21 protein-coding genes are annotated in these 21,261 nt (G+C 53.6%); 4 read left to right on the top strand and 17 right to left on the bottom strand.

All coding sequences use genetic code 11. The features are described from left to right. Positions 1-140 precede the first annotated feature (140 nt). The 10 genes from C1A08_RS12265 to C1A08_RS12310 all read right to left on the bottom strand — a co-directional run bounded on the left by C1A08_RS12265 (position 141) and on the right by C1A08_RS12310 (position 8,848). Entirely contained in the window at positions 141-1,202 is a 1,062-nt protein-coding gene (locus tag C1A08_RS12265) for an alpha/beta hydrolase (protein ID WP_101573839.1), read from the bottom strand. Further along, positions 1,199-2,338, bottom strand: coding sequence for a cupin domain-containing carboxymuconolactone decarboxylase family protein (locus C1A08_RS12270; RefSeq protein ID WP_180951582.1), 1,140 nt, complete (start codon positions 2,336-2,338; stop codon positions 1,199-1,201). Before C1A08_RS12270 ends, C1A08_RS12265 begins: the two co-directional genes overlap by 4 nt. A gap of 17 nt (positions 2,339-2,355) precedes the next feature. Then, positions 2,356-2,808 (bottom strand): nuclear transport factor 2 family protein, encoded by a 453-nt coding sequence (locus C1A08_RS12275; RefSeq protein WP_101573841.1) that lies wholly within the window; start codon positions 2,806-2,808, stop codon positions 2,356-2,358. A gap of 121 nt (positions 2,809-2,929) precedes the next feature. Continuing rightward, positions 2,930-3,367, bottom strand: coding sequence for a DUF4405 domain-containing protein (locus tag C1A08_RS12280; RefSeq protein WP_306345985.1), 438 nt, complete (start codon positions 3,365-3,367; stop codon positions 2,930-2,932). A gap of 63 nt (positions 3,368-3,430) precedes the next feature. Then, positions 3,431-3,955 (bottom strand): Crp/Fnr family transcriptional regulator, encoded by a 525-nt coding sequence (locus C1A08_RS12285; RefSeq protein ID WP_055206262.1) that lies wholly within the window; start codon positions 3,953-3,955, stop codon positions 3,431-3,433. A gap of 2 nt (positions 3,956-3,957) precedes the next feature. Beyond that, complete coding sequence (locus tag C1A08_RS12290) at positions 3,958-4,764, bottom strand: helix-turn-helix domain-containing protein (protein ID WP_101573845.1); 807 nt, start codon at positions 4,762-4,764, stop codon at positions 3,958-3,960. A 109-nt stretch (positions 4,765-4,873) separates the two neighbouring features. After that, on the bottom strand, positions 4,874-5,428 hold the full coding sequence (locus C1A08_RS12295; RefSeq protein WP_101573847.1) for a flavodoxin: 555 nt from the start codon (positions 5,426-5,428) through the stop codon (positions 4,874-4,876). Continuing rightward, the gene (locus C1A08_RS12300) at positions 5,425-6,546 is read right to left on the bottom strand and encodes an alpha/beta hydrolase (protein ID WP_101573849.1); all 1,122 of its coding nucleotides are present in this window, start codon (positions 6,544-6,546) and stop codon (positions 5,425-5,427) included. The genes C1A08_RS12295 and C1A08_RS12300 overlap by 4 nt, the downstream gene beginning before the upstream one ends. After that, a complete protein-coding gene (locus C1A08_RS12305) occupies positions 6,546-7,568 on the bottom strand; it encodes an aldo/keto reductase (RefSeq protein WP_101573851.1) in 1,023 nt (340 codons plus the stop codon). The genes C1A08_RS12300 and C1A08_RS12305 overlap by 1 nt, the downstream gene beginning before the upstream one ends. A gap of 8 nt (positions 7,569-7,576) precedes the next feature. Continuing rightward, positions 7,577-8,848 (bottom strand): DUF418 domain-containing protein, encoded by a 1,272-nt coding sequence (locus C1A08_RS12310; protein WP_257937125.1) that lies wholly within the window; start codon positions 8,846-8,848, stop codon positions 7,577-7,579. Positions 8,849-9,092: 244 nt separating this feature from the next. On the opposite strand from C1A08_RS12310, the gene C1A08_RS12315 reads away from it, so the two are divergent. Together C1A08_RS12315 and C1A08_RS12325 are read left to right on the top strand one after the other, a co-directional pair. Next, complete coding sequence (locus C1A08_RS12315) at positions 9,093-9,932, top strand: aldo/keto reductase (RefSeq protein ID WP_101573853.1); 840 nt, start codon at positions 9,093-9,095, stop codon at positions 9,930-9,932. A 107-nt stretch (positions 9,933-10,039) separates the two neighbouring features. Continuing rightward, positions 10,040-10,693 carry a porin family protein gene (locus tag C1A08_RS12325; RefSeq protein ID WP_257937126.1) on the top strand — a complete coding sequence of 218 codons (654 nt, stop codon included), beginning with the start codon at positions 10,040-10,042 and terminating at the stop codon, positions 10,691-10,693. Here the strand turns inward: C1A08_RS12325 and C1A08_RS12330 are convergent. The 3 genes from C1A08_RS12330 to C1A08_RS12340 all read right to left on the bottom strand — a co-directional run bounded on the left by C1A08_RS12330 (position 10,684) and on the right by C1A08_RS12340 (position 14,488). Further along, positions 10,684-11,559 carry a bifunctional 5,10-methylenetetrahydrofolate dehydrogenase/5,10-methenyltetrahydrofolate cyclohydrolase gene (locus C1A08_RS12330; protein WP_101573855.1) on the bottom strand — a complete coding sequence of 292 codons (876 nt, stop codon included), beginning with the start codon at positions 11,557-11,559 and terminating at the stop codon, positions 10,684-10,686. The genes C1A08_RS12325 and C1A08_RS12330 overlap by 10 nt on opposite strands. A gap of 18 nt (positions 11,560-11,577) precedes the next feature. Continuing rightward, positions 11,578-12,906, bottom strand: a complete 1,329-nt coding sequence (ffh, locus tag C1A08_RS12335; protein WP_055205226.1) for a signal recognition particle protein — start codon at positions 12,904-12,906, stop codon at positions 11,578-11,580. Positions 12,907-13,117: 211 nt separating this feature from the next. After that, complete coding sequence (locus tag C1A08_RS12340; protein ID WP_101573857.1) at positions 13,118-14,488, bottom strand: aldehyde dehydrogenase family protein; 1,371 nt, start codon at positions 14,486-14,488, stop codon at positions 13,118-13,120. A gap of 222 nt (positions 14,489-14,710) precedes the next feature. Between C1A08_RS12340 and C1A08_RS12345 the strand changes: the two genes are divergently transcribed. Next, complete coding sequence (locus C1A08_RS12345) at positions 14,711-14,941, top strand: winged helix-turn-helix domain-containing protein (RefSeq protein ID WP_055205419.1); 231 nt, start codon at positions 14,711-14,713, stop codon at positions 14,939-14,941. A 56-nt stretch (positions 14,942-14,997) separates the two neighbouring features. Here the strand turns inward: C1A08_RS12345 and C1A08_RS12350 are convergent, their stop codons facing one another. Then, positions 14,998-16,194, bottom strand: a complete 1,197-nt coding sequence (locus C1A08_RS12350) for an MFS transporter (RefSeq protein ID WP_101573912.1) — start codon at positions 16,192-16,194, stop codon at positions 14,998-15,000. Positions 16,195-16,975: 781 nt separating this feature from the next. Beyond that, positions 16,976-18,508 carry a hypothetical protein gene (locus C1A08_RS12355; protein ID WP_180951583.1) on the bottom strand — a complete coding sequence of 511 codons (1,533 nt, stop codon included), beginning with the start codon at positions 18,506-18,508 and terminating at the stop codon, positions 16,976-16,978. Between the two features lie 150 nt (positions 18,509-18,658). Here C1A08_RS12355 and C1A08_RS12360 point away from each other — a divergent pair, with 150 nt between their 5' ends. After that, entirely contained in the window at positions 18,659-19,978 is a 1,320-nt protein-coding gene (locus tag C1A08_RS12360; protein ID WP_101573861.1) for an acetyl-CoA hydrolase/transferase family protein, read from the top strand. Positions 19,979-20,079: 101 nt separating this feature from the next. On the opposite strand, the gene C1A08_RS12365 is transcribed toward C1A08_RS12360, so the two are convergent. Together C1A08_RS12365 and C1A08_RS12370 are read right to left on the bottom strand one after the other, a co-directional pair. Then, positions 20,080-20,661 carry a DUF4251 domain-containing protein gene (locus tag C1A08_RS12365; RefSeq protein WP_055205221.1) on the bottom strand — a complete coding sequence of 194 codons (582 nt, stop codon included), beginning with the start codon at positions 20,659-20,661 and terminating at the stop codon, positions 20,080-20,082. Positions 20,662-20,680: 19 nt separating this feature from the next. Continuing rightward, entirely contained in the window at positions 20,681-21,217 is a 537-nt protein-coding gene (locus C1A08_RS12370; protein WP_101573863.1) for a DUF4251 domain-containing protein, read from the bottom strand. Positions 21,218-21,261: the final 44 nt, after the last annotated feature.

Consider the following 21,261-nt stretch of genomic DNA (forward strand, 5'->3'; position numbering starts at 1 on the left):
TGTGGCACGCACGGCAGCCGATGTCTGAATGCGTCCGGGGAACAAGTATAGGTTTTGTGGGACACAAAACCGCCGATAGTGTCGGAGAACTTCCGGACACCGTAGTTTTTATACTCTATAATATATGACTATAATACAAGTCATTGTGCCAGCAATTGCTCTTGCAGCCATCTATTGAGTAAATCGGCCAATTCGTCATTATTCAGATCTTGCATCAGAAAATGCGTATTGCCATGTATACCGATTTTGGGTAATTCCACCAACGTTGCATTGCCTCCGTGTCGATTGATCGTTTCCACGAACTTGCGGGCCATTTGGAGCCGCACGCGCCAGTTCTCATCGCCGAGATTCTCGGACGGCGTTTCGGGAATATAGTCGCCGAAATAGAGGACGACAGGGATTTCCGTGAGCCGCTCGAACTGTTCCGTCGGAACGGGCGTTCCGGCTACGCCTCCCGTCAGCCCGTCGATACGTTCCGGGACTTCTCTTTCGGGGAACACGAATCCGCCCGGCTCATACGAAACGACCGCCTTGACCTGTGGATTTTGCATGGCAGACATCCAGCCGGGAAAACCGCCCGCCGAGTGGGTGACGAGAATATGGTCGCCGATACGGTCAGCCAATGCACCGAGGGCAGGTACATCCTCTTTGTGGTCGCTCAAATCGGGCGTCATTTCACGGAAAAATTGAGAAAGCGACACGGAATCTTTCGGGAATTGCACGCCCTCGTTATAATTCGGCCAAATGCCGATGCGCCAAATATCGAACCAGAACATCTCGTCGGTGACGGGCTTTACCGTCGTTGTTGCGGATGTGCGTCCGGCACGCCCCCTGCCCGGAAGATCCGCCACATAGCTGCTCCAGCCACGGCGTAGCATCAACGTAGCAAAGCCTTCCCGTCCGTCGGGGGTCATCTGCCAGCAAACGCCTGAGCCTCCGTAGCCGTGCACATAGACCAACGGCAGCTTTTTCGCATCAGCGGGTATCTGGAAATCCACGAAGGCATGATCGGCGCGATAACTCTGGCCGGTCTCTTCCTGCTCCACCCAACCGACGAATTTACGGTTGTCGTATGCTCCCGGCCGCTGTGTGGTTGTACCTCCTACCGAGAAGTGACCTTGTTTGACTATTGCAACAGGTTCTTGCGCTCCGGCTATTGCTGTAACTGACAGCAACAATACCGATAAAATTATCTTCTTCATTTCTTTTCCGTTATTTGATTCAACACTTTGCGAAGCGGTTCCGAATAGTTCTTACCGAGATTCATTTCAACGATGTTCAGCAATGCCGAGAGTTGTTCGGGCGTAATACCGAGATGCAGGCAAATAGACATGTGGCCGACAGCCATCGGTTCCACGCCGCCCACTCCTGCAAGGATGGACACCGTAGCGAGTTCACGTTCCCGGCAGGTCAGCAAGTCTCGCTCGAAAAGATCGGTAAACAAATGTTCTTTTAGAAAACGCTCGATAGTAGGGGCGAATACGGCATATCCTGCTTTCGGAGCATCGGCCGGCGTACCCGATATTTCGGCAAGCACGTCGCGTCCCCGCTCGTAGCGATTTCTGTCGTCCTTGACTGCGGATGCTTCCCGACCGACCGGGTCGTTTATTCCGGCCGCTTTCCGTTCGTCCACTACCTGCATGAAAATCTGGATTGCCCGCAGGCTGCGCGGAAACCCGCAATAGGCGTAGGCGTGAATCAACACTTCGTTTATTTCGTTAATGGTCATACCGGTTTCCAATGCCTGCGTAAAAGCCGGCTTCAGGTGCTCCAAATCTCCTTTACCCGTATAAGATGCCACTGCGACGATGGCTTGCTCACGGACGGTCAGCACCTCGTTCGCTTCGGCATAGCGGCTTTCCGCTTCAGTCGTGGCCTTACGGTACTCTTCGTCACTTACCGGTTCGAGCCATGCCGCCGCGTTGGTTTGAGGATTGGCGGTAATGGCTATATGGGCGAACCAACTGTCCGGTGCGGCCCCATGCCAATGCTCGACATCCGGCGCTATTTCCACGATGTCGCCCGGAAACAACCGACGGGCGGGCTCTCCTTTTTCCTGATAGTAACCGATGCCTGCGGTGGCTATCAACAACTGGCCGGCTTTGTGCGAGTGCCAACTGTTGCGGCAACCAGGTTCGAAGGTTACATTTGCCATCGGGACGTTCAATTCTTCCTTTTCGGTCAAAGGCGCAAGCCATACTTCGCCCGTAAAATTGGGGTTCGGGGATATTTTTTCGCCGAGCGGATAAGGCTGCCGGAAGGTTTCCGCAGTTTGCGCATAAATTATAACCGATGATATGGATAACATAGCTGTTAAAAATAAATTCTTAATTCTCATATCCGTTTTTTGTTTGATTATTTTCCTAATGTCCGTGTAAAGGCAAGCGTAGATAGCTGCCACTTGCCGTTCTCCATTACATATACCTCCGTAACGATAAACGGAAAGCGCACGGCGTTGCCGCCGACTACCGAGTGCAGATGAATCCGGCTGTAAACGGTAGCCGTTCCGGCCGCAAACTTCACCTGTACGTCGTGTATCTCGGTTTTCTTGTACCAGATGCCACCCGTGCGGATGGTGTTCAGCTCTTCCTGTTTGCCCCAATAGCCGCCCATGTGGACGAACTGCGAGTTTTCGTGAAACAGTTCCGCCAGCTTCTCCACGTTCTTCTCTGCCATCCATTCCCACTTACTGTTCGATAAATCAACTATCGCCTGTTCTTCGGCTGTAAATATTCTCTGATTCTCTTGCGCTTTTGCTCCGACCGTTAAGGTCAGAAACATAAATACCATAATGGCTATTGATTTCATATCTTTCCGATGTTAAGTTCCTACTACTCGCAAAAATAGCGGGAAGCCCGAAACCGGTCGATACAAAAAAATCGGAAAAAACTGCAGTTTTTTCCGATTAAGCGACACCGTCTATCCTGAATTATCTTCTCAAAGAGTTGCGTAAGGCAGGAATGCGTTTAAAGACATGTCCGATGGAAAGGACCGATGTGATAATTCCAACCCTATAATGCCATAATCCTATTCGAGAGTTCGCCCCATTAATATTAAGCAAAACAATTCCCGTAACGGATACGAATAAAAATACGATAGATAGCGCCATCGTAACTCTGCTTTTTCTGCCTATCCCGTTTTTTACAACTCCTCTATACCAACTCCAATGTGTAATTATATGGAATATTACAGTTATAAGGAACAAAAAACTTGTTAAAACGTGAAATACGGCCCAATTATGCCACACCTCGTGGGCATTCCCGTGTCCGGCAATATGTAATCCTATTCCCGAACATGCAGACAGAACGAATGTGAAAATTAGACCCCAATCTATTACAAAAATCTTTTTCATCTGTTTCCGATTCATACTATGTGACAAAGGTCGCCACTCCGATCGGACGCAGACGATAACAATTGTAAAGATCGAAGCCTAACGGCGATTTCTGATACGGGACAGGGAGACGGGGGTAATGCCGAGATAAGAGGCTATGTAATGTTGCGGAACCCGCTGAATGATATTCGGGTATTCCTTGAGCAATTCTTCATATCGTTGTTGCGGCGTATTTTTTATCCGCGACAGGAATAGTTGCTGATAGGAGTGAAACCGGTCGATGAGTTTTTCTTCATACGCTTGCCTCCACCGTGGGTCGTCTTTGATAATGGCGTAAAAATCATTCCTTTTTATCGCAGCGACTTCGGCAGGCTCAATGCTCTCTAAGTAGAAAAGGCTCGGCGTGCGCTTATATAGGCTATCAAACGAAGCGACAAAATCCCCCTCAAAAAAGAATTGGAAAGTAATGTCTTTCCCGTCGTTATAGAAAAACAGCCGCAGACAACCCTTACGGATCAAATAGAGTTTATCCGCAACTTTACCCTCTTCCAATAATATGGTTTTCGGGGGAATCGTCAACTGTTTTGCAACTGCGTAAAAATTAGACAGATAATCCGATGCCATAACTATTCCCTGTAATCCGTAGGTTTCATACCCAGATGTTGCTGCACGTAGCGGCTGAAATAGGCGGGCGACGAGAAGCCGAACATATCGGAAATCTGGACGAACGTCAATGATTTGTCGCGTAGCAGACGGGTAATGTCGAGTATCGTATAACGGTTGATCCAGTAGTTGGCGGCATACCCGCTTACCTTTTTCGACACTTCCGACAGATATTTGGATGTAACGCACAGACGGTCGGCGTAATAGGTCACTTCCCGGTGCTCGCGGTACGTTCCTTCTTCCAGCATCTTAAGGAAACGGCTCATAACGGAAGCGTTCTGCGTGGAGATGTCGCTTTCGCCATAGATGCGGGCATGGAAATCGAAAAAGTCGAGGATAGCCGCCTGCATAGCATTAATCAATACCTCGCGGTAGAACCGGTGCTCCGTATCTTTGATGCGTAGCTCCAGCAAGTCGAAATCGCGGCGACACACGATTTGTTGCTCGGGAGTAAGGTGCATGACGGGATTGAGAAAGAGCGCCAACGAACCTTTTATTCCGTAATTGCTCTGCGGCGTACACAAATTTATGAAACCAGGAGTCGCATAGATTATTTTACACCGGAAATCGTCCGACGGTTCTATTTTCTCCAACATTTTCCGTTTACGTACGATGGATACGTCTCCGGCGTGCAGTTCAAAAGGCCGTCCGTTGAAACGATAACGGCACGTTCCTCCCAGACAGAGCAAATGAGCCAGATACTCCTTCTCGCAATCCGTCCTCACGATGCCGAGCCTGTCTGCGACGATTATATCTTTCTGATCTTCCATGCCCTATCCGTTTATCCTCAAATACAAAAATAGAAATAAATCCGAAATGAACTTGCAATCGTGCGAACCACGACTGCAAGTCCTGCTGTTTTTAACACTATCCGACGGATTATCGTATGACATTAATCGTCCGCAACCAACTTTCCACTCCGTTTGTATCCTTTCCGGTGGTTCCGAATCCTTTCAGGTGTTCGGCGGCAGGGGTCAACTCCCTGATCCGCGCCAGCGTTTCATCGCGGTAGGTGGCAGCATAGGTGCAGAACGGCACGACGGTTTTCCCGCGGAAGTCGTAGCTCTCCGCGAACGTATTGATAATCATCGGGGCCGTCCACCACCAAACGGGACAACCGATGAATACGGTATCGTATTGTTCCCAACTCTCCACTTTCGATTTGATGGCCGGGCGGGCGTCGGCTTCCTTTTCGGCTTTCGCTACCTCGGTACAAGGCTTGTATTCGGCGGGATACGGTTTTTCGGGTTCGATGCGAAACAGCGTACCGCCGGTGAGCGAAGCGATGCGTTCGGCAACGTGCTGCGTATTGCCGCCCCAACTGAAATAGGCGACAAGCGTTTTTGTCGTTCTTCCGTTCGTGGCGACGGACTGAGCATTCGTCCCTGCACAAAGCAGTAGAGCGGCAAACAGTGTCATCAATTTCGTTTTCATATCCGTTCCGATAATCCAAGGTTTTTACCGAAAAATTCCGTCAGTTTGCCCACTGCTTGATTCACATATTCCGGTACATAGTAGGTCTTGATATGCGTCGCACCGGGGATAAGGAACAGTTCTTTGTGCTGCGTGCCGGTCGCCTTGCTGTAACATTGCTCGGTCATGTAAAACGTATCGGCGATGCTGCCGGCAATCATCAGCAAAGGTTGTTCGATCAGATACATTCCCTCGCTGGCATCGAACGCCATCAGGTCGATCAGACTGCTCTTGGTGTAACGGAACGTGGAGTTGGGATGCGCATGGCTTTGCAGGTAATATTCGTAGCCGTCGCGGTAGAGGTCGAAAGGCAATGCGGCCGCCTGTTCCGGCGTCACGCCGCTCATATCGCCGACGTATTCGATTTCGCCGCTTTCGGCTTCTTTTTGGCGGGCAGCGCAGGCATCGGCGAGTCTTTCCTGCACGCTATTTATCTGTGAGTCGAGAAACCCGTTACGGCGTACCAGTCCCGTGTTGAACATGCTGAGTGTAGCCACCGCTTTGAACCGTTTGTCGGTCTGCGCGGCTTTCAGCGTGTAGCCGCCACCGCCGCAGATGCCGAGGATACCCACCCGCTGCGGGTCTACGCCCGGATATTGCAGTAGGATGTCGGCGGCCCGGCGGATGTCCTCGATGCGGTTGGCCGGCTTGTCCGCGTTGCGCGGTTCGCCCTCGCTGGCTCCCTGATAGGCGGCGTCGAATGCCAGACAGATATAACCCTGTTCAGCCATGCGCTGGCTGTAAAGTCCTGCTACTTGTTCTTTAACGCCTCCGTTCGGATGCGCCACGACGAGGGCCGGATAACTTTTCGCCGGACCGTAGCCCGCAGGAGTATAGACGTTGGCGGCGATTTTCAGGCCGTTCAGGTCATAAGTAATGGGATGAATATTTACCGCTCCCGCTTTATTCTCTGTAATGGCGTCGGCATACACCAAGCCGAACGGGTTGCTGTTGTGGCTCTCGAAATTCGACATATCGGCCGCAGCGAATGCTTTGTTCTTTTTCATAGTTTCCTGTGCGTTTAATGTGCCGGACAGCAGGCTCGCCATGCTCAGCACGCAGATACATACTTTTTTCATTATTCTCCTTCGGTTTTTGGTTTCTCTATAATGGGTGAACCTCCGAACACCTCGCTCATTTCGATCGTATCGAGTTCGGCGTCGATGGCCCGTACCTCTTCCGCAGACAAGCGTATATCCGTTGCGCCTATGTTCTCTTTCAGGCGACAGAGGCAACGCGTTCCGGGAATGGGAACGATCCACGAACGTTTGTTCATCATCCATGCCAGCGAGATCTGCGAGGCGGTGGCGCGGTGTTCGTCCGCCAACCGTTCGAGCAGGGCGAACAGCGGACGGTTCTTCACGAAACTTTCCCTACGGTATTGCGGCATCGAGGCACGGTAGTCGGTTGCCGGATCAAACGTAGTTTCGGCTGTATAACGGTTGCTCAACAATCCGTTGGCAAGCGGCGAGAATGCGACGAACCCCACGCCCAGCTCTTCGAGTACGGGAAACAACGTTTCGTGTCGGCGGACCATCATCGAGTAGCGGTTTTGTATCGCCGTTACAGGACAGACACGGTGGGCGCGGCGCAGGTATTCTTCGGTCGTTTCCGATATGCCCCAGTGCAGGATTTTTCCCTCCCGGATAAGGTCTGCCATTACTTCCGCCACCGCCTCCGGTTCGATAGCCGGGTCGATACGGTGTTGGTAATAGAGGTCGATACGGTCGGTGTGCAAACGGCGGAGAGACCCTTCGAGCGAACAACGAACGGCTGCCGGACGCGAATCGGGGATCACGGCGTGCGTGCCGCTTGCTTCGGGACGGTCGAACGATATGCCGAATTTGGTGGCGATGACAACACGGTCGCGGAACGGACGCAGGGCCTCGCCCAGCAACTCTTCGTTATCGTGCGGTCGGTCGGCCGTGCCATACGCCTCGGCGGTATCGAAGAAGGTGTAACCCATTTCCACGGCATCGGCAAGGAGTTCCATCATTTCCCGTTTGTCGGCGGGAGCGCCGTAGGCGTGGCTCATGCCCATGCAGCCCAGCCCGACGGCCGATACCCTCAGCCCGCTCAATCCTAATGTTCTGTATTCCATATTTTCTATTATTTACGAAACGGTTGCCATTTAAGATAGGTCGCCGAACGCCAGAACCATTCCAGCGGGCCGTATTTGAAATAAGTGAGCCATATTCTACTGAATACGACTTGTACTATATAAAATGCAATTCCCAAACAAAATAATTCGGTAGCATGCCAACGGCCGAATATGGAGCCGAAACCCCAAAGCGAGAATATGATGGAGCCTATAATGCCTTGCGCTTCGTAATTTGTAAGTCCCATGCGCCCGTAAGGAGTCAATAGATTCAGGCATTTTCCTATACCTTTCATGTGATACAGAATAACGAATCCCATCGTTATGGCTGCCGAGAAAAGAACCATATTCACATCGTTCAACGTCATGCGGAAAAGCGCTGTCGCAGAGGGGGTAATACCTTGCATGAAAGAGGTATGTTCTTGCGGCAGGAGTCCGTTCATTCGACCGATAACCCACGCTCCGGCAGCAAACGATACGAATAGTGAGATGTTGCGGCGAGTGTGCAGGTGTACCGTCTCGAAAAAGCGGATACGCCCGACGACGAGTCCCAAAATAAAGAGGGCAAAAGTCAGATAACCACGACCGCCCCAATTGAACTGGTAATTTAATGTCCGCATTCGACCATCCGTGAGGTTGCTTTTGATGGTATTGGCAAGTGACGGAGTTTCTTGTGCGACGTCGGCCATTTGGCGCGGACGCTCGGCACGCACGCGTTCCGTTTCGGGGGCATTGGCAACTACGGTCGTTTCCCGAGGAGCCGCGATTTTATCGTAACCGAAAGATATCCAACGAGGAGCGCCTATCAGAATCAAGGATGTGACTACGACAAGTACTCTGGTCTTCAATGGATACAATAATACCAACACCAATCCGAATAGGGCATAAAACGATAGGATATCTCCCGAATAAAATGCGCTTCCGACTACGCCTATCAAAAAGAGTATTACCATACGCCAGATAAAACGCTGTCTGAAATCCACTCCTTTTCTCGCAGCACGATCCATTTGTATGAAAAAGCTCATACCGAAAAGAAATGCGAAAATATTTATAAAACGTCCCATGAGTACGTTGCGGGTCAACCAACCGATCCACTCGTCTAAAACAGGGAAAGCAGGTTCGGTTGGCGTAAATGCACCGAAATTAAAAATGCTGTAATGTTGCTGCATGTGTACCAGTACCACACCGAGTAAGGCGAATCCTCGCAGGGCATCGATTACGGTAATACGATTGTCTTTTACTGTTTGGTTCTGTCCCATAAATATAGCTAATGCGAATTTCAATTATTTGTCTTTAACCACGTTGTCCATGTTCGACATTGCAAAGTTAGAGAAGAACCTCAAACCGTAATTACAATAAATTCGGTTGGAACTACACTTATCTCGGTTTTTGTATCGTCCGATCCTGGACGATTGAATTTCAATGTAATTTACCGCAAAAAATGCAATCCAAACCGTATTTTTTATGCTGGTAACATATGTGAATATGCCTACATTTACACAACTGTAAAAACAAAATAATTAGCGTATGGACACAGTAAAATTGAACAATGGCGTCGAAATGCCGCAGATGGGTTACGGCGTCTATCAGGTATCGCCCGCCGAATGCGAACGTTGCGTAAGCGATGCATTGAAAGTGGGTTACCGGATGATCGACACGGCGCAGGCATACCACAACGAAGAAGGCGTAGGAAATGCCGTCGGCAAAAGCGGTATCGACCGCAAGGAGATTTTCCTCGTGTCGAAAGTGTGGATATCGAACTACGGGTATGAAAAAGCGAAAGCTTCCATCGACGAGAGCCTGCGTAAATTGCAAACGGACTATATCGACCTGATGCTCCTGCACCAGCCGTTCTGCGACCGTTACGGGGCATATCGCGCATTAGAAGAGGCATATAAGGATGGTAAACTACGTGCCATCGGCGTTTCGAATTTCTATCCCGACCACTTTATCGACCTGGCCAGCAACGTGGAGATCGTGCCGGCGGTAAATCAAGTGGAAACGCACGTATTCGACCAACAGACCGAGCCGCAGAAAATCATGGAGGAGTTCGGTACGCGCATCATGTCGTGGGGACCGTTCGCCGAAGGTCGCAACGGTTTCTTTACGAATCCGCTGTTGGCCGGAATCGGCGGCAAATACGGCAAAAGCGTAGCTCAGGTCGCCCTGCGCTGGCTTATCCAGCGCGGCGTAATTATCATTCCCAAATCGACCCATATCGAACGGATGCGGCAGAATATCGACATCTTCGACTTTTCGCTTTCCGACGAGGATATGGCAGTCATCGCCACGCTCGATACGGGCAGGAGCCTCTTCTTCGACCACCACGACGCGGAAACGACTCGAATGTTCATGGGATGGAAATAAAATGGTACTGGCTCCGCTGCCGGTATTGATTGTAGCAACCTACGACGAACAAAGTACGCCCCGCTATAAATGTAGGAGGCGTTCAGTGCGGTTATCATCACGTAGCATTGAACCTCTCTAATCATAAGACGACCGAGAATCTGGAACTTGAAAGGGCATTCTTTAAAGGGCTACTGGTCTTCGCCACGGTCGCCACGGCGCAACAGTACCGCACGAATATCTTCGGCATACGGGCCGGTTACAGCCTGTCGGATATGACGGGCAACTACCTGGAAGGGGAAAAAATCTCCGACCCGCGGTCGAGTTTCCACGTGGGAGTATCCGACCAGATCCTGCTGTCGCGCCGGTATCCGCTCTACCTGGAGACGGGGCTCTATCTCTCGAACAAAGGCGCCAAACCGGATATCGCCTACGAAGACGTTCCGGGCACCTCGCAGATACGCCCGAGGATCGAACTGATGTACCTGCAACTGCCTGTGATGATCGCCTACCATTTCCGGCTGGGACGCGCGACGACCCTTCAACCGTTCGTGGGCGGTTACCACTCCGTAGGCATCAGCTGCAAGCTGAAAGAAGAGTACAGCGGCCGGATCACCGGTACGGCCACGACCGATTCGGCAAAACGGAAAACAACGCGCCCACCCGGTTTCCGGGAAAACGCCCGTCGAAACACGAAAAATCCCCTCCGGATTCCGGAGGGGATTTTTACGATCGCGCGGCGGCGGCATCGAACGGCGCCTGCCGCCGCAATCTATTTGTAAACTTCCCTGCGTGCGGCTTTCAGCGTATTCTTCATCAACGAGATGATCGTCATCGGCCCGACGCCGCCGGGAACCGGCGTAATGTAACTGCATTTCGGGGCCACCTCGTCGAACTTGACGTCGCCGAGCAGCTTCCAGCCCGATTTGGTCTTGTCGCTCGGAACGCGCGTAATGCCTACGTCGACGACCACCGCCCCGTCTTTCACCATGTCTGCGGTGACGAATTCGGCCTTGCCGAGCGCCGCGATTACGATGTCGCCGCCGCGCACCACCTCTTTAAGATCTTTCGTCCGGCTGTGGCACAGCGTCACCGTACAGTCCCAGCCTTTCTGCGACAGCAGGTTGGCGATCGGACGGCCGACGATGTTGCTGCGGCCGATCACGACGCAATGCCGTCCGGCGGTTTCGATCCCGTAATATTTCAGCAATTCGAGAATCCCGTCCGGCGTGGCCGGCAGATAGGACGGCAGTCCGGAGATCATCCGCCCGGTATTGACCGGATGAAAACCGTCGACATCCTTCTTCGGATCGATCGCTTCGATCACCCGTTGTTCCGAGATATGTTTCGGCAGCGGCAACTGGACGATGAAACCGTCCACCTGCGGATCGGCGTTCAGCCGGGCGATCTCGCCGAGCAACGTCTCTTCGGACGTCTCCTCCGGCAGCCGCAGCACGGTCGAACGGAACCCCACCTCGCCGCAGCACTTCTCTTTATGTCCCACATACGTCTGGCTCGCCCCGTCGTTGCCGACCAGAATGGCCACCAGATGCGGCGTCCGGTTCCCGCCGGCGACCCAAGCCGCCACTTCGGCCGCGATCTCCCGGCGCAGGCTGGCCGCCACCTCTTTTCCGTCTATTATCTGCATCGTATACGTGTTTAGTCGTTATCGTTTCATCCGTCCGGCCATCTTGGCCATTTGCGGCATACCGCCGGCTACGGTCTTCATCATTTTGCGCGTATCGTCGAACTGTTTGAGCAGGCGGTTCACCTCCTGCACGGTCGTCCCGCTGCCCGCCGCGATCCGCTGCTTGCGACTGCCGTTGATCAACGCGGGATTCTCGCGCTCCTTCGGCGTCATCGAATGAATAATCGCCTCGGTCTGCTTGAACACGTCGTCGTTGATCTCGACGTTTTTCAGCGCCTTGCCGACGCCGGGAATCATCGACGCCAGATCCTTCAGGTTGCCCATCTTCTTGATCTGCGTGATCTGCGTCAGGAAGTCGTTGAAATTGAACTGATCCTTGACCAGCTTTTTCTTCAGCCTGCGGGCTTCCTCCTCGTCGTACTGCTCCTGTGCCCGTTCGACCAGCGACACGATGTCGCCCATGCCGAGAATACGGTCGGCCATACGTTCCGGATGAAACACCTGCAACGCGTCCATCTTTTCGCCCGAACTGATGAATTTCAGCGGTTTGTTGACCACCGCACGGATCGAAATCGCCGCGCCGCCGCGGGTATCGCCGTCGAGTTTAGTAAGCACTACGCCGTCGAAATCGAGCCGGTCATTGAACTCCCTGGCGGTATTCACCGCATCCTGACCGGTCATCGCATCGACTACGAACAGGATTTCGCTCGGCGAAACGGCCTTTTTGATCGCAGCGATCTCCTGCATCATCTGCTCGTCGACCGCCAGACGCCCCGCCGTATCGACGATTACCGTATTGATGTGATTGGCCCGCGCGTATTTAACGGCATTTTCGGCGATCTGCACCGGATTCTTGCTACCCTCTTCGGTATAAACCTCCACGCCGACCTGATCCCCTAGTATCTTCAACTGGTCGATGGCGGCCGGACGGTAAACGTCGCCGGCCACCAGCAGTACCTGGCGGCCTTTCTTGCTCTTGATCAGGTTGGCCAACTTGCCGGAAAAGGTCGTCTTACCCGACCCCTGCAACCCGGCGATCAGCACCACGGCCGGCGAACCTTCCAGGTGGATATCGCTCATCGTCCCGCCCATCAGTTCGGCCAATTCGTCGCGGACGATCTTCGTCATCATCTGTCCGGGCTTGACCGCCGTCAGTACATTCTGTCCCAGCGCCTTGGCTTTCACTTCGTCGGTGAACGTCTTAGCCACTTTATAGTTGACGTCGGCGTCGATCAGCGCGCGCCGGATCTCTTTCAGGCTCTCGGCGACGTTGATTTCGGTGATGCGTCCCTCTCCTTTCAGGATCTTAAACGACCGTTCGAGTTTATCGGTAAGATTTTCAAACATATTTCGAAGATTTTTTCAGATTCAGCACAAGTCGGAAACGGGCTTCCGCCTCCAGCCTACAAAAATACGATATAATTTTTAAAAAACAGACAATCCGCGCCAAACACCGCCGCAATTATCCGTCCGACGGCAGCGTCCCCTGCAAACGGATCGGCAAACAACCGGTTCCGTCGTTTTCCAAGCCGTTCCCCCGGAAACACTCCGCCTCACTCTATTTTAAAAACTTTTTAAACAACCGGATACTGCGGTACGGAGCGTACCGCAACGGAATATCGATCCACCGGGGCGAACGCACGACGGCCCGCAGGTTGCTGAACAGTTCGAACGAGAACCGTCCGTGATACTTTCCTATGCCGCTGCGCCCGACACCGCCGAACGGCAGCCGGCCGTTGGCCAGTTGCACGACCGTATCGTTGACGCAGGCCCCGCCCGACGAAGTGGAGCGCAGCACCCGGTCGGCTTCCCGACGTCCGCCGAAATAATAGAGCGCCAGCGGTTTGTCGCGCTCGTTCACGTAGCGGATCACCGTTTCGATATCGTGAAACCCTTTGACCGGCAGCAGCGGCCCGAAAATCTCCTGTCGCATGACCGGACTGTCGTCGTCCGGCTCGTCGATCAGTGTCGGGGCCACGTAACGCTGCTGCGGATCGCAAGTTCCGCCGAAAAGGATCTTTCCCGAACCATGCATCATCCGCTGCAGCCGTTCGGCAGCCTGCACCGAAACGATCCGCGGATAATCGTCGCTGAGGCGCGGATCGTCGCCGAAAAAACGACGGACGGCCCGCTCCATCTCGACGCACAATTGTCGCTTACGGTCGGCGTGTACGAACAGGTAATCGGGAGCCACGCAGGTCTGTCCGGCATTCAGCAATTTTCCCCAAACGATCCGTCGGGCGGCCAGCGGGATATCCGCATCCCGTCCGACGATGCAAGGGCTTTTTCCGCCAAGCTCCAGCGTCAGCGGCGTCAGATGTTCGGCCGCGGCCCGCATCACCGTCTGTCCGAACGCCGATCCGCCCGTAAAAAAAATAGAATCGAAACGCTGTTTCAGCACCTCTTCGACGACCTCGGGCCCTCCCTCCAGAAACGACACGTAACCGGGCGGAAAAACCTCGCCGATCAGTCGTTTCAGCAGCGCCTCGGTATGCGGAACCAGCGGCGAGGACTTCAGCACGGCGCAGTTGCCGGCCGACAAGGCGCCGACCAGCGGATTCAGCAGCAACTGCACCGGGTAGTTCCACGGCGCGACGATCAGCACCACGCCCAGCGGCTCGGGCACGATGCGGCTTCCGGACGGCAAGATCGTCAGCGGCGACGGCACGCGTCTCCCGGCCGTCCAGCGCTTCAGGCGGCGAAGATGGCGGGCGATCTCCTGCAGTACGATTCCGATCTCGGTCAGGTAACTTTCCGACGCCGACTTATGCAGATCCAACCGCAACGCCTCGCACAAAGCGTCCGTATGATCCCGTAGCGCTTTCCGCAACCGGCGCAGCGCCTCCGCCCGGAACCGGACGTCGCGCGTACGACCCTCGGCGAAATAACGGCGATGCCCGCGGAGGAGCGATTCCATATCTTCCGACATATCTTCAGGTTATTTTATTACGGGCGAAGTTAACATTTTCCGCGGAACGGAGCGCCGCTCCCCCGAAAACCGTCCCGAAAGGAAAATGCCGTATCTTGGCTCCACGTCGGACATTTAGGACATCAATCCTGCGAATCAGGACACTATATCACGCCATTTTTGCCGATTTTTGTAGAAAAGATAGGATGTATTCACAACTAATCTTGTTGCCAAATGGCTGAAATGAGCAAAAAAAACATTGGGACGCACGCCGGAATGGTGTGGGGCCTGTTGTGCGACGGAAGGAAATGGAATTACGACGAACTGCGCGACAAACTGCGGCTCCGCGACCGCGATCTGAACGCCGCGCTGGGCTGGCTGGCCCGCGAGGATAAGATCGAATTCGAACACGAAGGCGGTAGTACGCAGGTCTATCTGAAGGAAGCCGTCGGAACCAACAATTTCTTTTTTTAACCCCCGACGGACACAACCGTTTGTTCCGGACTGCGTCGGATGGGAACCTTCCCCGTTCAGCGCAGTTTGTTTTTCTCGAAATGCGGGGCCACCCGCAGTTTGAAATAGAGCGCCGAGACGACGGTCAGGCAGGCGCCGAACAGATAGGCTTTGTCGAACGACCCGATCTGAGCGATATACCCGCCCAGCAACAGTCCGGCGCCGATACCGACGTCCCACGACGTCAGGTAAGTCGAAGTAGCGGTTCCGCGCTGGCCGTTCGGCGCCAGGTTGACGAACAGCGTATTGAACGCCGGAAACATCGTCCCGAAACCGACGCCGAGAAACAGCGCCACGGCGAAAAACAGGTATTTGCACAACACGGGATTCCACACCGCGATCGCAGCGCAGGAGGAGAGCACGAAGAAGCAGACGCAAACCAGATACATTCCCAAAGCGATCACCTGCGTCACGCGCCCTTTATCGACCTGGCGTCCCGAAAAGATCCTCGAAATCGCCATCCCCACGGCCATCAGCGTAAAGAAGATCCCGACTTTCGACGTAATCCCGATCTCCGCGGCATACATCGCCACGTACGTCGTGGTCATTCCGTAGGGGATCGAAAGCAACAGCAAATCCAGACCGGCCGGTAGCCCTTTGAGCAGGATAAACCGGTCGAGCGAAACCGGTTCGCGTTTGACCGGTTCTTTGGCCGGAGTCCGCACCAGGCAAGCCATCGCGAATCCCAACGCGCAGGATGCGAGCGAACAGAGGAAAATCGTCTCGAACGAGCAGGACTCGTGCATGAACAACCCGACCATCGGCCCCACCGACATCGCGATGTTGTTGGCCAGACCGTAATAGCCGATCCCCTCGCCGCGGCGCGACGAGGGCATGATATCGATTACCACGGTATTCCCGGACACCGTAACCGCCCCGAACGCAAAGCCGTGCACCACGCGGAAAATCATGAACAGCGTCAGGGTTCCGGCTACCAGGTAGCCCGCGAAAATAGCGGTAAACACAAAATAGGCCAGTAGATAAAGCGGTTTGCGGGCAAACGTATCGAGCAAATAACCCGAGAACGGCCGGATCGAAAGCGCAGCGATCACATAACAGGAGAGCGCAACGCCCACCGTAGCGCGCCCGGCCCCGAACACTTCGGTCAGGTAGAACGGCATCACCGGCATCAGCAGGTAAAAGCCGAAAAACAGCAGGAAATTAGCCAGCAGGATGCAGCAGTAACTCGGCGTGACGAGGCGGTCTCTATTCATAGATCGATGGATTTGAAACTGCGCAAAGGTAGCGATGTTTTCCGAATTCCCGCACGCCGAGAAACCGACGCATTCGCCGCGAAACGGAATACGGACCGAGCCGTCCGTTTCGCGGCGACCGAAACGGCAAAATACCGCCTTGCAAAATAAACACGTCATTTTCAAACGGTTATTCCGCCTCCGTTTTCAATCGGGAAAACAAACGACAAGACATTAATAATCAATGTGTTATCAAATATTCACAACATTAAATCAAAATGCTACATCGAAAGGATCTTAAAATTATTTAAGAAAATGAAATAACCGTTATATTTGCATTCAAGTTTTAGGTTCATTTAGATAAGTAGTTTTTAGGTTAGTAGGGAAGAAAAACGGTAGACGGATCCATTCCGCCGGCTGTTTTTCTTTTTTTATACCCGTTACAAACCGTTCCGGCCGAAAAAAACGGAATCGGAAACCGAACATTAAACAACTGATAAAATGGATATTAACACAACAGAAGAAAAGCGAAATGCAAATATTATTAAAAAAATTTAATAAAAATTTGGAAAAGCGGCCGATTTATCTTTATCTTTGCAGTGAAGTTTTAGGTTAGTAGTTTTAGGTTAGTAGGAGAGAAAAGCGGTAGAGGAGATCATTCTCCCTGCTGTCTTTTCTTTATTTTTTTGCAGCCGGTTCCATTTTCATACCGCACGACGCCACGCAACCAGCTCAAATACGGTCGGTCCGCCACGCGAACGCCTCCGCCCGCGGCAAAACGCCCCCCTTATGTAAAAAAAGATTATTTTTCGCCGGCCGACGCGCCGACTTTGTAGAGGTTTTTACGCCGGATACTAAGGCTGACCCAGTCGTTGAAATTGAAATAGCGGATAATCCACTTCGGATAAGGATTCCAGGCGACTTTCTCCACCGGCAGCGCAGTGTGCTCGGGCAGGCGCTCGTCGCCGGACAAGATAAACACGTCGGGGCAGGTTCTGCGCAATCGCCGGGCCTCGCGTTCCAGTTCCGATATGGAACCGGCCAAGCGAAGCTCCATATTGCGCGGCATGTAAAAACGGGCAGTGACCACGCGGGGGCCGATCATGAATTCGCCGTAGCTGTAATAAGTGGGTTCGTCCTTCACGTTCAGCACGCACACCCGCTCTTTGCCGCGGCAGTAGTCGTCCATCATCCGGTAGAAAAAGATATCCGTATTTTTGATCGGAATGACATTATAAACGATCAGCGCGAAGTTCAGAACGACGGCGAGCACGCCGACCAACCGGACGATCCGGTTTCGCAGCAACCGCTGCGGCAGGTCGCGCGCCAGCAAAACGGCGAAAAAGGGAATAAACGGCAGCACGGGGAACAAAAAGCGGAGCTCCTTGTGGCCGACCAACTGGTGCGCCAGCAGGAAAGGCACCATCGTCCAGGTGATGACGTGTTTGGGATTCCGAACGAAAAACCAGCACGTCGCCGCAAGAATCGCCAGGCCGTAAACGACGAATCCCTTGCTGACCGTATCGCTCAGGTAGAAATACCACGGTTTGATGCCGAACTTATCGATGTGGGAATTCAGGATATTTTCCCTCACGTAATTGACCGGCGAGCAGGTCCAGGTCCCGTACAGCCAGTAATCGACCAACACGCCGACGCCCAGCATCGCGGCTCCTCCCAAAATCAGGCCGGCGAGCAGTCGCCAGCGCCGGGCGAACACCAGCAGCCAGAGCCCGAATCCGAACAACGCGAATCCCACTTGGTAGCGCGAAATAAAGGCCGCGCCCGCCAACAATCCCATCCCTGCGCCCCACACGAAAGGGCGCTTCCGCTCCCGCTGCCCGTATGACAAATAGACCGAGACCAGCAACAACAGCAAATTTCCCGAGAACGTTTCGGAACTGAACCGCACATGGAGATACACCATGAACCACAGGAAAAAACTCAGCAACAACAGCCACTTCTCCTCGCTCGGTCCGGATAGCGTCCCGCGAACGGCGCGGTAAAATGCGAGTACGGACACGATGGACAGCGCCCCGCTCAATACGTGCAGCAGCGAGAACAACAGGTACGGAGAATAGATTCCTCCGGCATCCAACAGCCATCCGAGTCCGTAGGCGATCATCGGTTGCAGTCCGGGGCGCATCATCAGGACGTATTCCCACGGCAGTTCGGCCGGAACGGGCGTTCCGAAAAGCTTCATGTGCGCGTATTCGAGAATCTGGAAATGCTCGTCCGGATGATATACCTCGTTGCTGAAAAACGCGAACAGAAGCGTAAACAGACACCCCGTCAGAATGATGTATTTCGGTGTGATTCCCCGGAAAAAAGAAGCCATATCCTCTGAAAATAAGCAAATGCGCCGTACCATAAAGGTTGCAAAGTAAATCAAAAATCCTCAAAAGGCCTTTTTTATCCATTAATTAATGTTTAAATTTGCACCGTTTTATTCAAAAGTCCCGAGTCTAACTAACTACGATAATTTATAATGACCAAACAAATCAAATTCATTCCGGCCGCCGAAGCGGTGAAAGTGATCAAAACCGGCGATCACATTCACCTGAGCAGCGTGGCCAGCGCGCCGCAGTGCCTGATCAACGCCATGTGCGACCGCGGACGCAACAAAGAATTCGAACACGTGCACGTGCACCATCTGCACACCGAAGGGCCCGCTCCCTACGCGGCTCCGGAGTTCGAAGGCATTTTCCAGCTCGACTCGTTTTTCGTAGGCGGCAACGTCCGCAAGGTGACCCAATCGGGCTACGCCGACTACATCCCGGTATTCCTCAGCGAAACCCAGAAACTGTACCGCAGCGGCACGTTGCCGTGCGACGTGGCGATGATTCAGGTATCGCCCCCGGACGCGCACGGCTACGTATCGCTGGGCACTTCGGTCGACGCCACGCTGGCCGCCGTCGAGTGCGCCCGTACGGTGATCGCCGTCATCAATAAACACGTTCCGCGCTCGTTCGGAGACGCGTTCATCCACGTCGACGACATCGACCTGTTCGTACAGGACGACAAGCCGCTCGAAGAGGCTCACTTCTCGACCCCGAACGAGACCGAAACGGCGATCGGCAAGCACTGCGCCGCGCTGATCGAGGACGGCGCCTGCCTGCAAATGGGCATCGGCGCGATCCCGAACGCCGTGCTCGCCCAATTGACCGGGCACAAAGACCTCGGTATCCACACCGAGATGTTCGCCGACGGCGTGCTGCCGCTGGTCGAAAGCGGCGTGATCAACGGACGCAACAAAGCCATCGACAAAGGCAAGATGGTCTCCACGTTCCTGATGGGTTCGCAGAAAGTATACGACTTTATAGACAATAACCCGGGCGTCGCCATGATGGACGTCGGCTATACGAACGACCCGTTCGTCATCGCCAAGAATCCGAAGGTGACGGCGATCAACTCGGCCCTGCAGGTCGATCTGACCGGCCAGATCTGCGCCGATTCGCTCGGCACGAAATTCTACTCCGGCGTAGGCGGCCAGATCGACTTCATTTACGGCGCATCGCGTTCGGAGGGGGGTAAGGCGATCCTCGCGATGCCTTCGGTAACGAACAAGGGAATCAGCAAGATCGCCCCGGAACTGACCCTCGGCGCCGGCGTGGTGACCACCCGCTCGCACGTGCATTGGTTCGTCACCGAATACGGCGCGGTCAACCTGTACGGGAAATCGCTGCAGGAGCGTGCGCGGCTGATTATCAGCGTCGCGCATCCGGATCACCGCGAAGCGCTCGACCGCGCGGCTTTCGACCGCTACGGAGCGCACCACCATTACATCAAAGCTACGACGAAAATCTGATCGTTCCCCGTTTCGATCCGCAAAAAACAGCGGAGGCTTTTATAAGCCTCCGCTGTTTTTATATCGGCGGTCCGCATCGGTACGTTCCGGCACGCCCCCGGTCAAATATCTTCGGGAACCAGTTTCCCGTCCGGCCCCCTTTTCATCGGCGGCGCGGGATCGGTAGATTCCGGCAGTTTGTCGTTCGCGACGATCGTACCCGAATACTGCATCAGGTTCCGGTTCGAAACCATATCCAGTATGGCCTGTCCGGTCTGGTCGTAAATCGTAAAGACGAACGTATAGGCCGTCCCGGTATTATCCGTAGCCGCGAACGACACTTTCCATCCGGAGTCGTTGCGCTGCGTCCGGAAGCCGGTCATCTTGTCGGTGTCGAAATTGACGACCGCATTATAGGTCATTGCCCTGCCGATCACCACCGGAATATGCACCTGCAAACGGTTTTTGAAAATCCCGATGTAATAATAAAAGTCGTTGATGATCTGCGAGCCGCCCCGCGGCCCCCACTCCATGCTCACCGGCAGAAACTGGAAATCTCCGGACGCCACCATCGAATCCAGTCGCTCCATGAAACGCTGCTGGCGCAACTGGCGTTCGGCGGCGCTGCGCTGGCGCCGGTCGGGCTGTTGCGCGGCGGCCGTCAGCGCGGCGGCGAGCATCGTAAAAAGCAACCATTTTTTCATGACGTCTTTTCGCCGAAGTTTAATAGATCTGCTGGATCGAACCGTAGTAGGTCACCGTCGGATAGAGGGTCGAAGCGATGTTCAGCACGGCCTCGCGGGTGATCGAGTAGATTTTGAACGTAAACGTATAGGTATTGTCCGAATAGAGATTCGACGAGAAAGAAATCGTCCACCCGTCCTCGTTCTGAACGGCGGTATACTTCTGGATGTCGAACGTAATGTAGTTCATGATCGTCAAATGATAAGGAGCGACCACGCCTACGATGTACGGGATATCGATGTCCACGTAGTCCTTGTACATCGCCAACGAATACATGATCGAATAGATCTGGTGCATGTTCCCGGCCGGTTCCTGCTGGAAGCTGGTCGGCATGAACTTGTAGTAACGGTTCAGGACGATCGAATCCATCTGTTTGATCTCGGTCTGATGACGCGTATCGCGCATTTGTACTCGTTCCTGGTGACGACTTTCCATCTGTTCCCGGGTCATTCCCGTTTGGGCCGAGGCCGACGTCGCCAACAACGCAGCGGCCAGAATTAAATAAACGTACTTCATAACATTAATAGATTAAAGTGACATGAATTTTGATAAATTTGCTT

Source organism: Alistipes sp. cv1 (assembly GCF_900240235.1).
Classification (GTDB): Bacteria; Bacteroidota; Bacteroidia; order Bacteroidales; family Rikenellaceae; genus Alistipes_A; species Alistipes_A hominis.

What these genes read in the sequence shown, in the direction of transcription:
- C1A08_RS12270 (WP_180951582.1), bottom strand. Translation starts at nt 2,338, where the DNA reads ATGAGAATTAAGAATTTATTTTTAACAGCTATGTTATCCATATCATCG.
- C1A08_RS12315 (WP_101573853.1), top strand. Translation starts at nt 9,093, where the DNA reads ATGGACACAGTAAAATTGAACAATGGCGTCGAAATGCCGCAGATGGGT.
- ffh (WP_055205226.1), bottom strand. Translation starts at nt 12,906, where the DNA reads ATGTTTGAAAATCTTACCGATAAACTCGAACGGTCGTTTAAGATCCTG.
- C1A08_RS12305 (WP_101573851.1), bottom strand. Translation starts at nt 7,568, where the DNA reads ATGGAATACAGAACATTAGGATTGAGCGGGCTGAGGGTATCGGCCGTC.
- C1A08_RS12295 (WP_101573847.1), bottom strand. Translation starts at nt 5,428, where the DNA reads ATGAAAACGAAATTGATGACACTGTTTGCCGCTCTACTGCTTTGTGCA.
- C1A08_RS12360 (WP_101573861.1), top strand. Translation starts at nt 18,659, where the DNA reads ATGACCAAACAAATCAAATTCATTCCGGCCGCCGAAGCGGTGAAAGTG.
- C1A08_RS12280 (WP_306345985.1), bottom strand. Translation starts at nt 3,367, where the DNA reads ATGAATCGGAAACAGATGAAAAAGATTTTTGTAATAGATTGGGGTCTA.
- C1A08_RS12350 (WP_101573912.1), bottom strand. Translation starts at nt 16,194, where the DNA reads ATGAATAGAGACCGCCTCGTCACGCCGAGTTACTGCTGCATCCTGCTG.
- C1A08_RS12285 (WP_055206262.1), bottom strand. Translation starts at nt 3,955, where the DNA reads ATGGCATCGGATTATCTGTCTAATTTTTACGCAGTTGCAAAACAGTTG.
- C1A08_RS12345 (WP_055205419.1), top strand. Translation starts at nt 14,711, where the DNA reads ATGAGCAAAAAAAACATTGGGACGCACGCCGGAATGGTGTGGGGCCTG.
- C1A08_RS12340 (WP_101573857.1), bottom strand. Translation starts at nt 14,488, where the DNA reads ATGTCGGAAGATATGGAATCGCTCCTCCGCGGGCATCGCCGTTATTTC.
- C1A08_RS12300 (WP_101573849.1), bottom strand. Translation starts at nt 6,546, where the DNA reads ATGAAAAAAGTATGTATCTGCGTGCTGAGCATGGCGAGCCTGCTGTCC.
- C1A08_RS12275 (WP_101573841.1), bottom strand. Translation starts at nt 2,808, where the DNA reads ATGAAATCAATAGCCATTATGGTATTTATGTTTCTGACCTTAACGGTC.
- C1A08_RS12370 (WP_101573863.1), bottom strand. Translation starts at nt 21,217, where the DNA reads ATGAAGTACGTTTATTTAATTCTGGCCGCTGCGTTGTTGGCGACGTCG.
- C1A08_RS12355 (WP_180951583.1), bottom strand. Translation starts at nt 18,508, where the DNA reads ATGGCTTCTTTTTTCCGGGGAATCACACCGAAATACATCATTCTGACG.
- C1A08_RS12365 (WP_055205221.1), bottom strand. Translation starts at nt 20,661, where the DNA reads ATGAAAAAATGGTTGCTTTTTACGATGCTCGCCGCCGCGCTGACGGCC.
- C1A08_RS12290 (WP_101573845.1), bottom strand. Translation starts at nt 4,764, where the DNA reads ATGGAAGATCAGAAAGATATAATCGTCGCAGACAGGCTCGGCATCGTG.
- C1A08_RS12265 (WP_101573839.1), bottom strand. Translation starts at nt 1,202, where the DNA reads ATGAAGAAGATAATTTTATCGGTATTGTTGCTGTCAGTTACAGCAATA.
- C1A08_RS12330 (WP_101573855.1), bottom strand. Translation starts at nt 11,559, where the DNA reads ATGCAGATAATAGACGGAAAAGAGGTGGCGGCCAGCCTGCGCCGGGAG.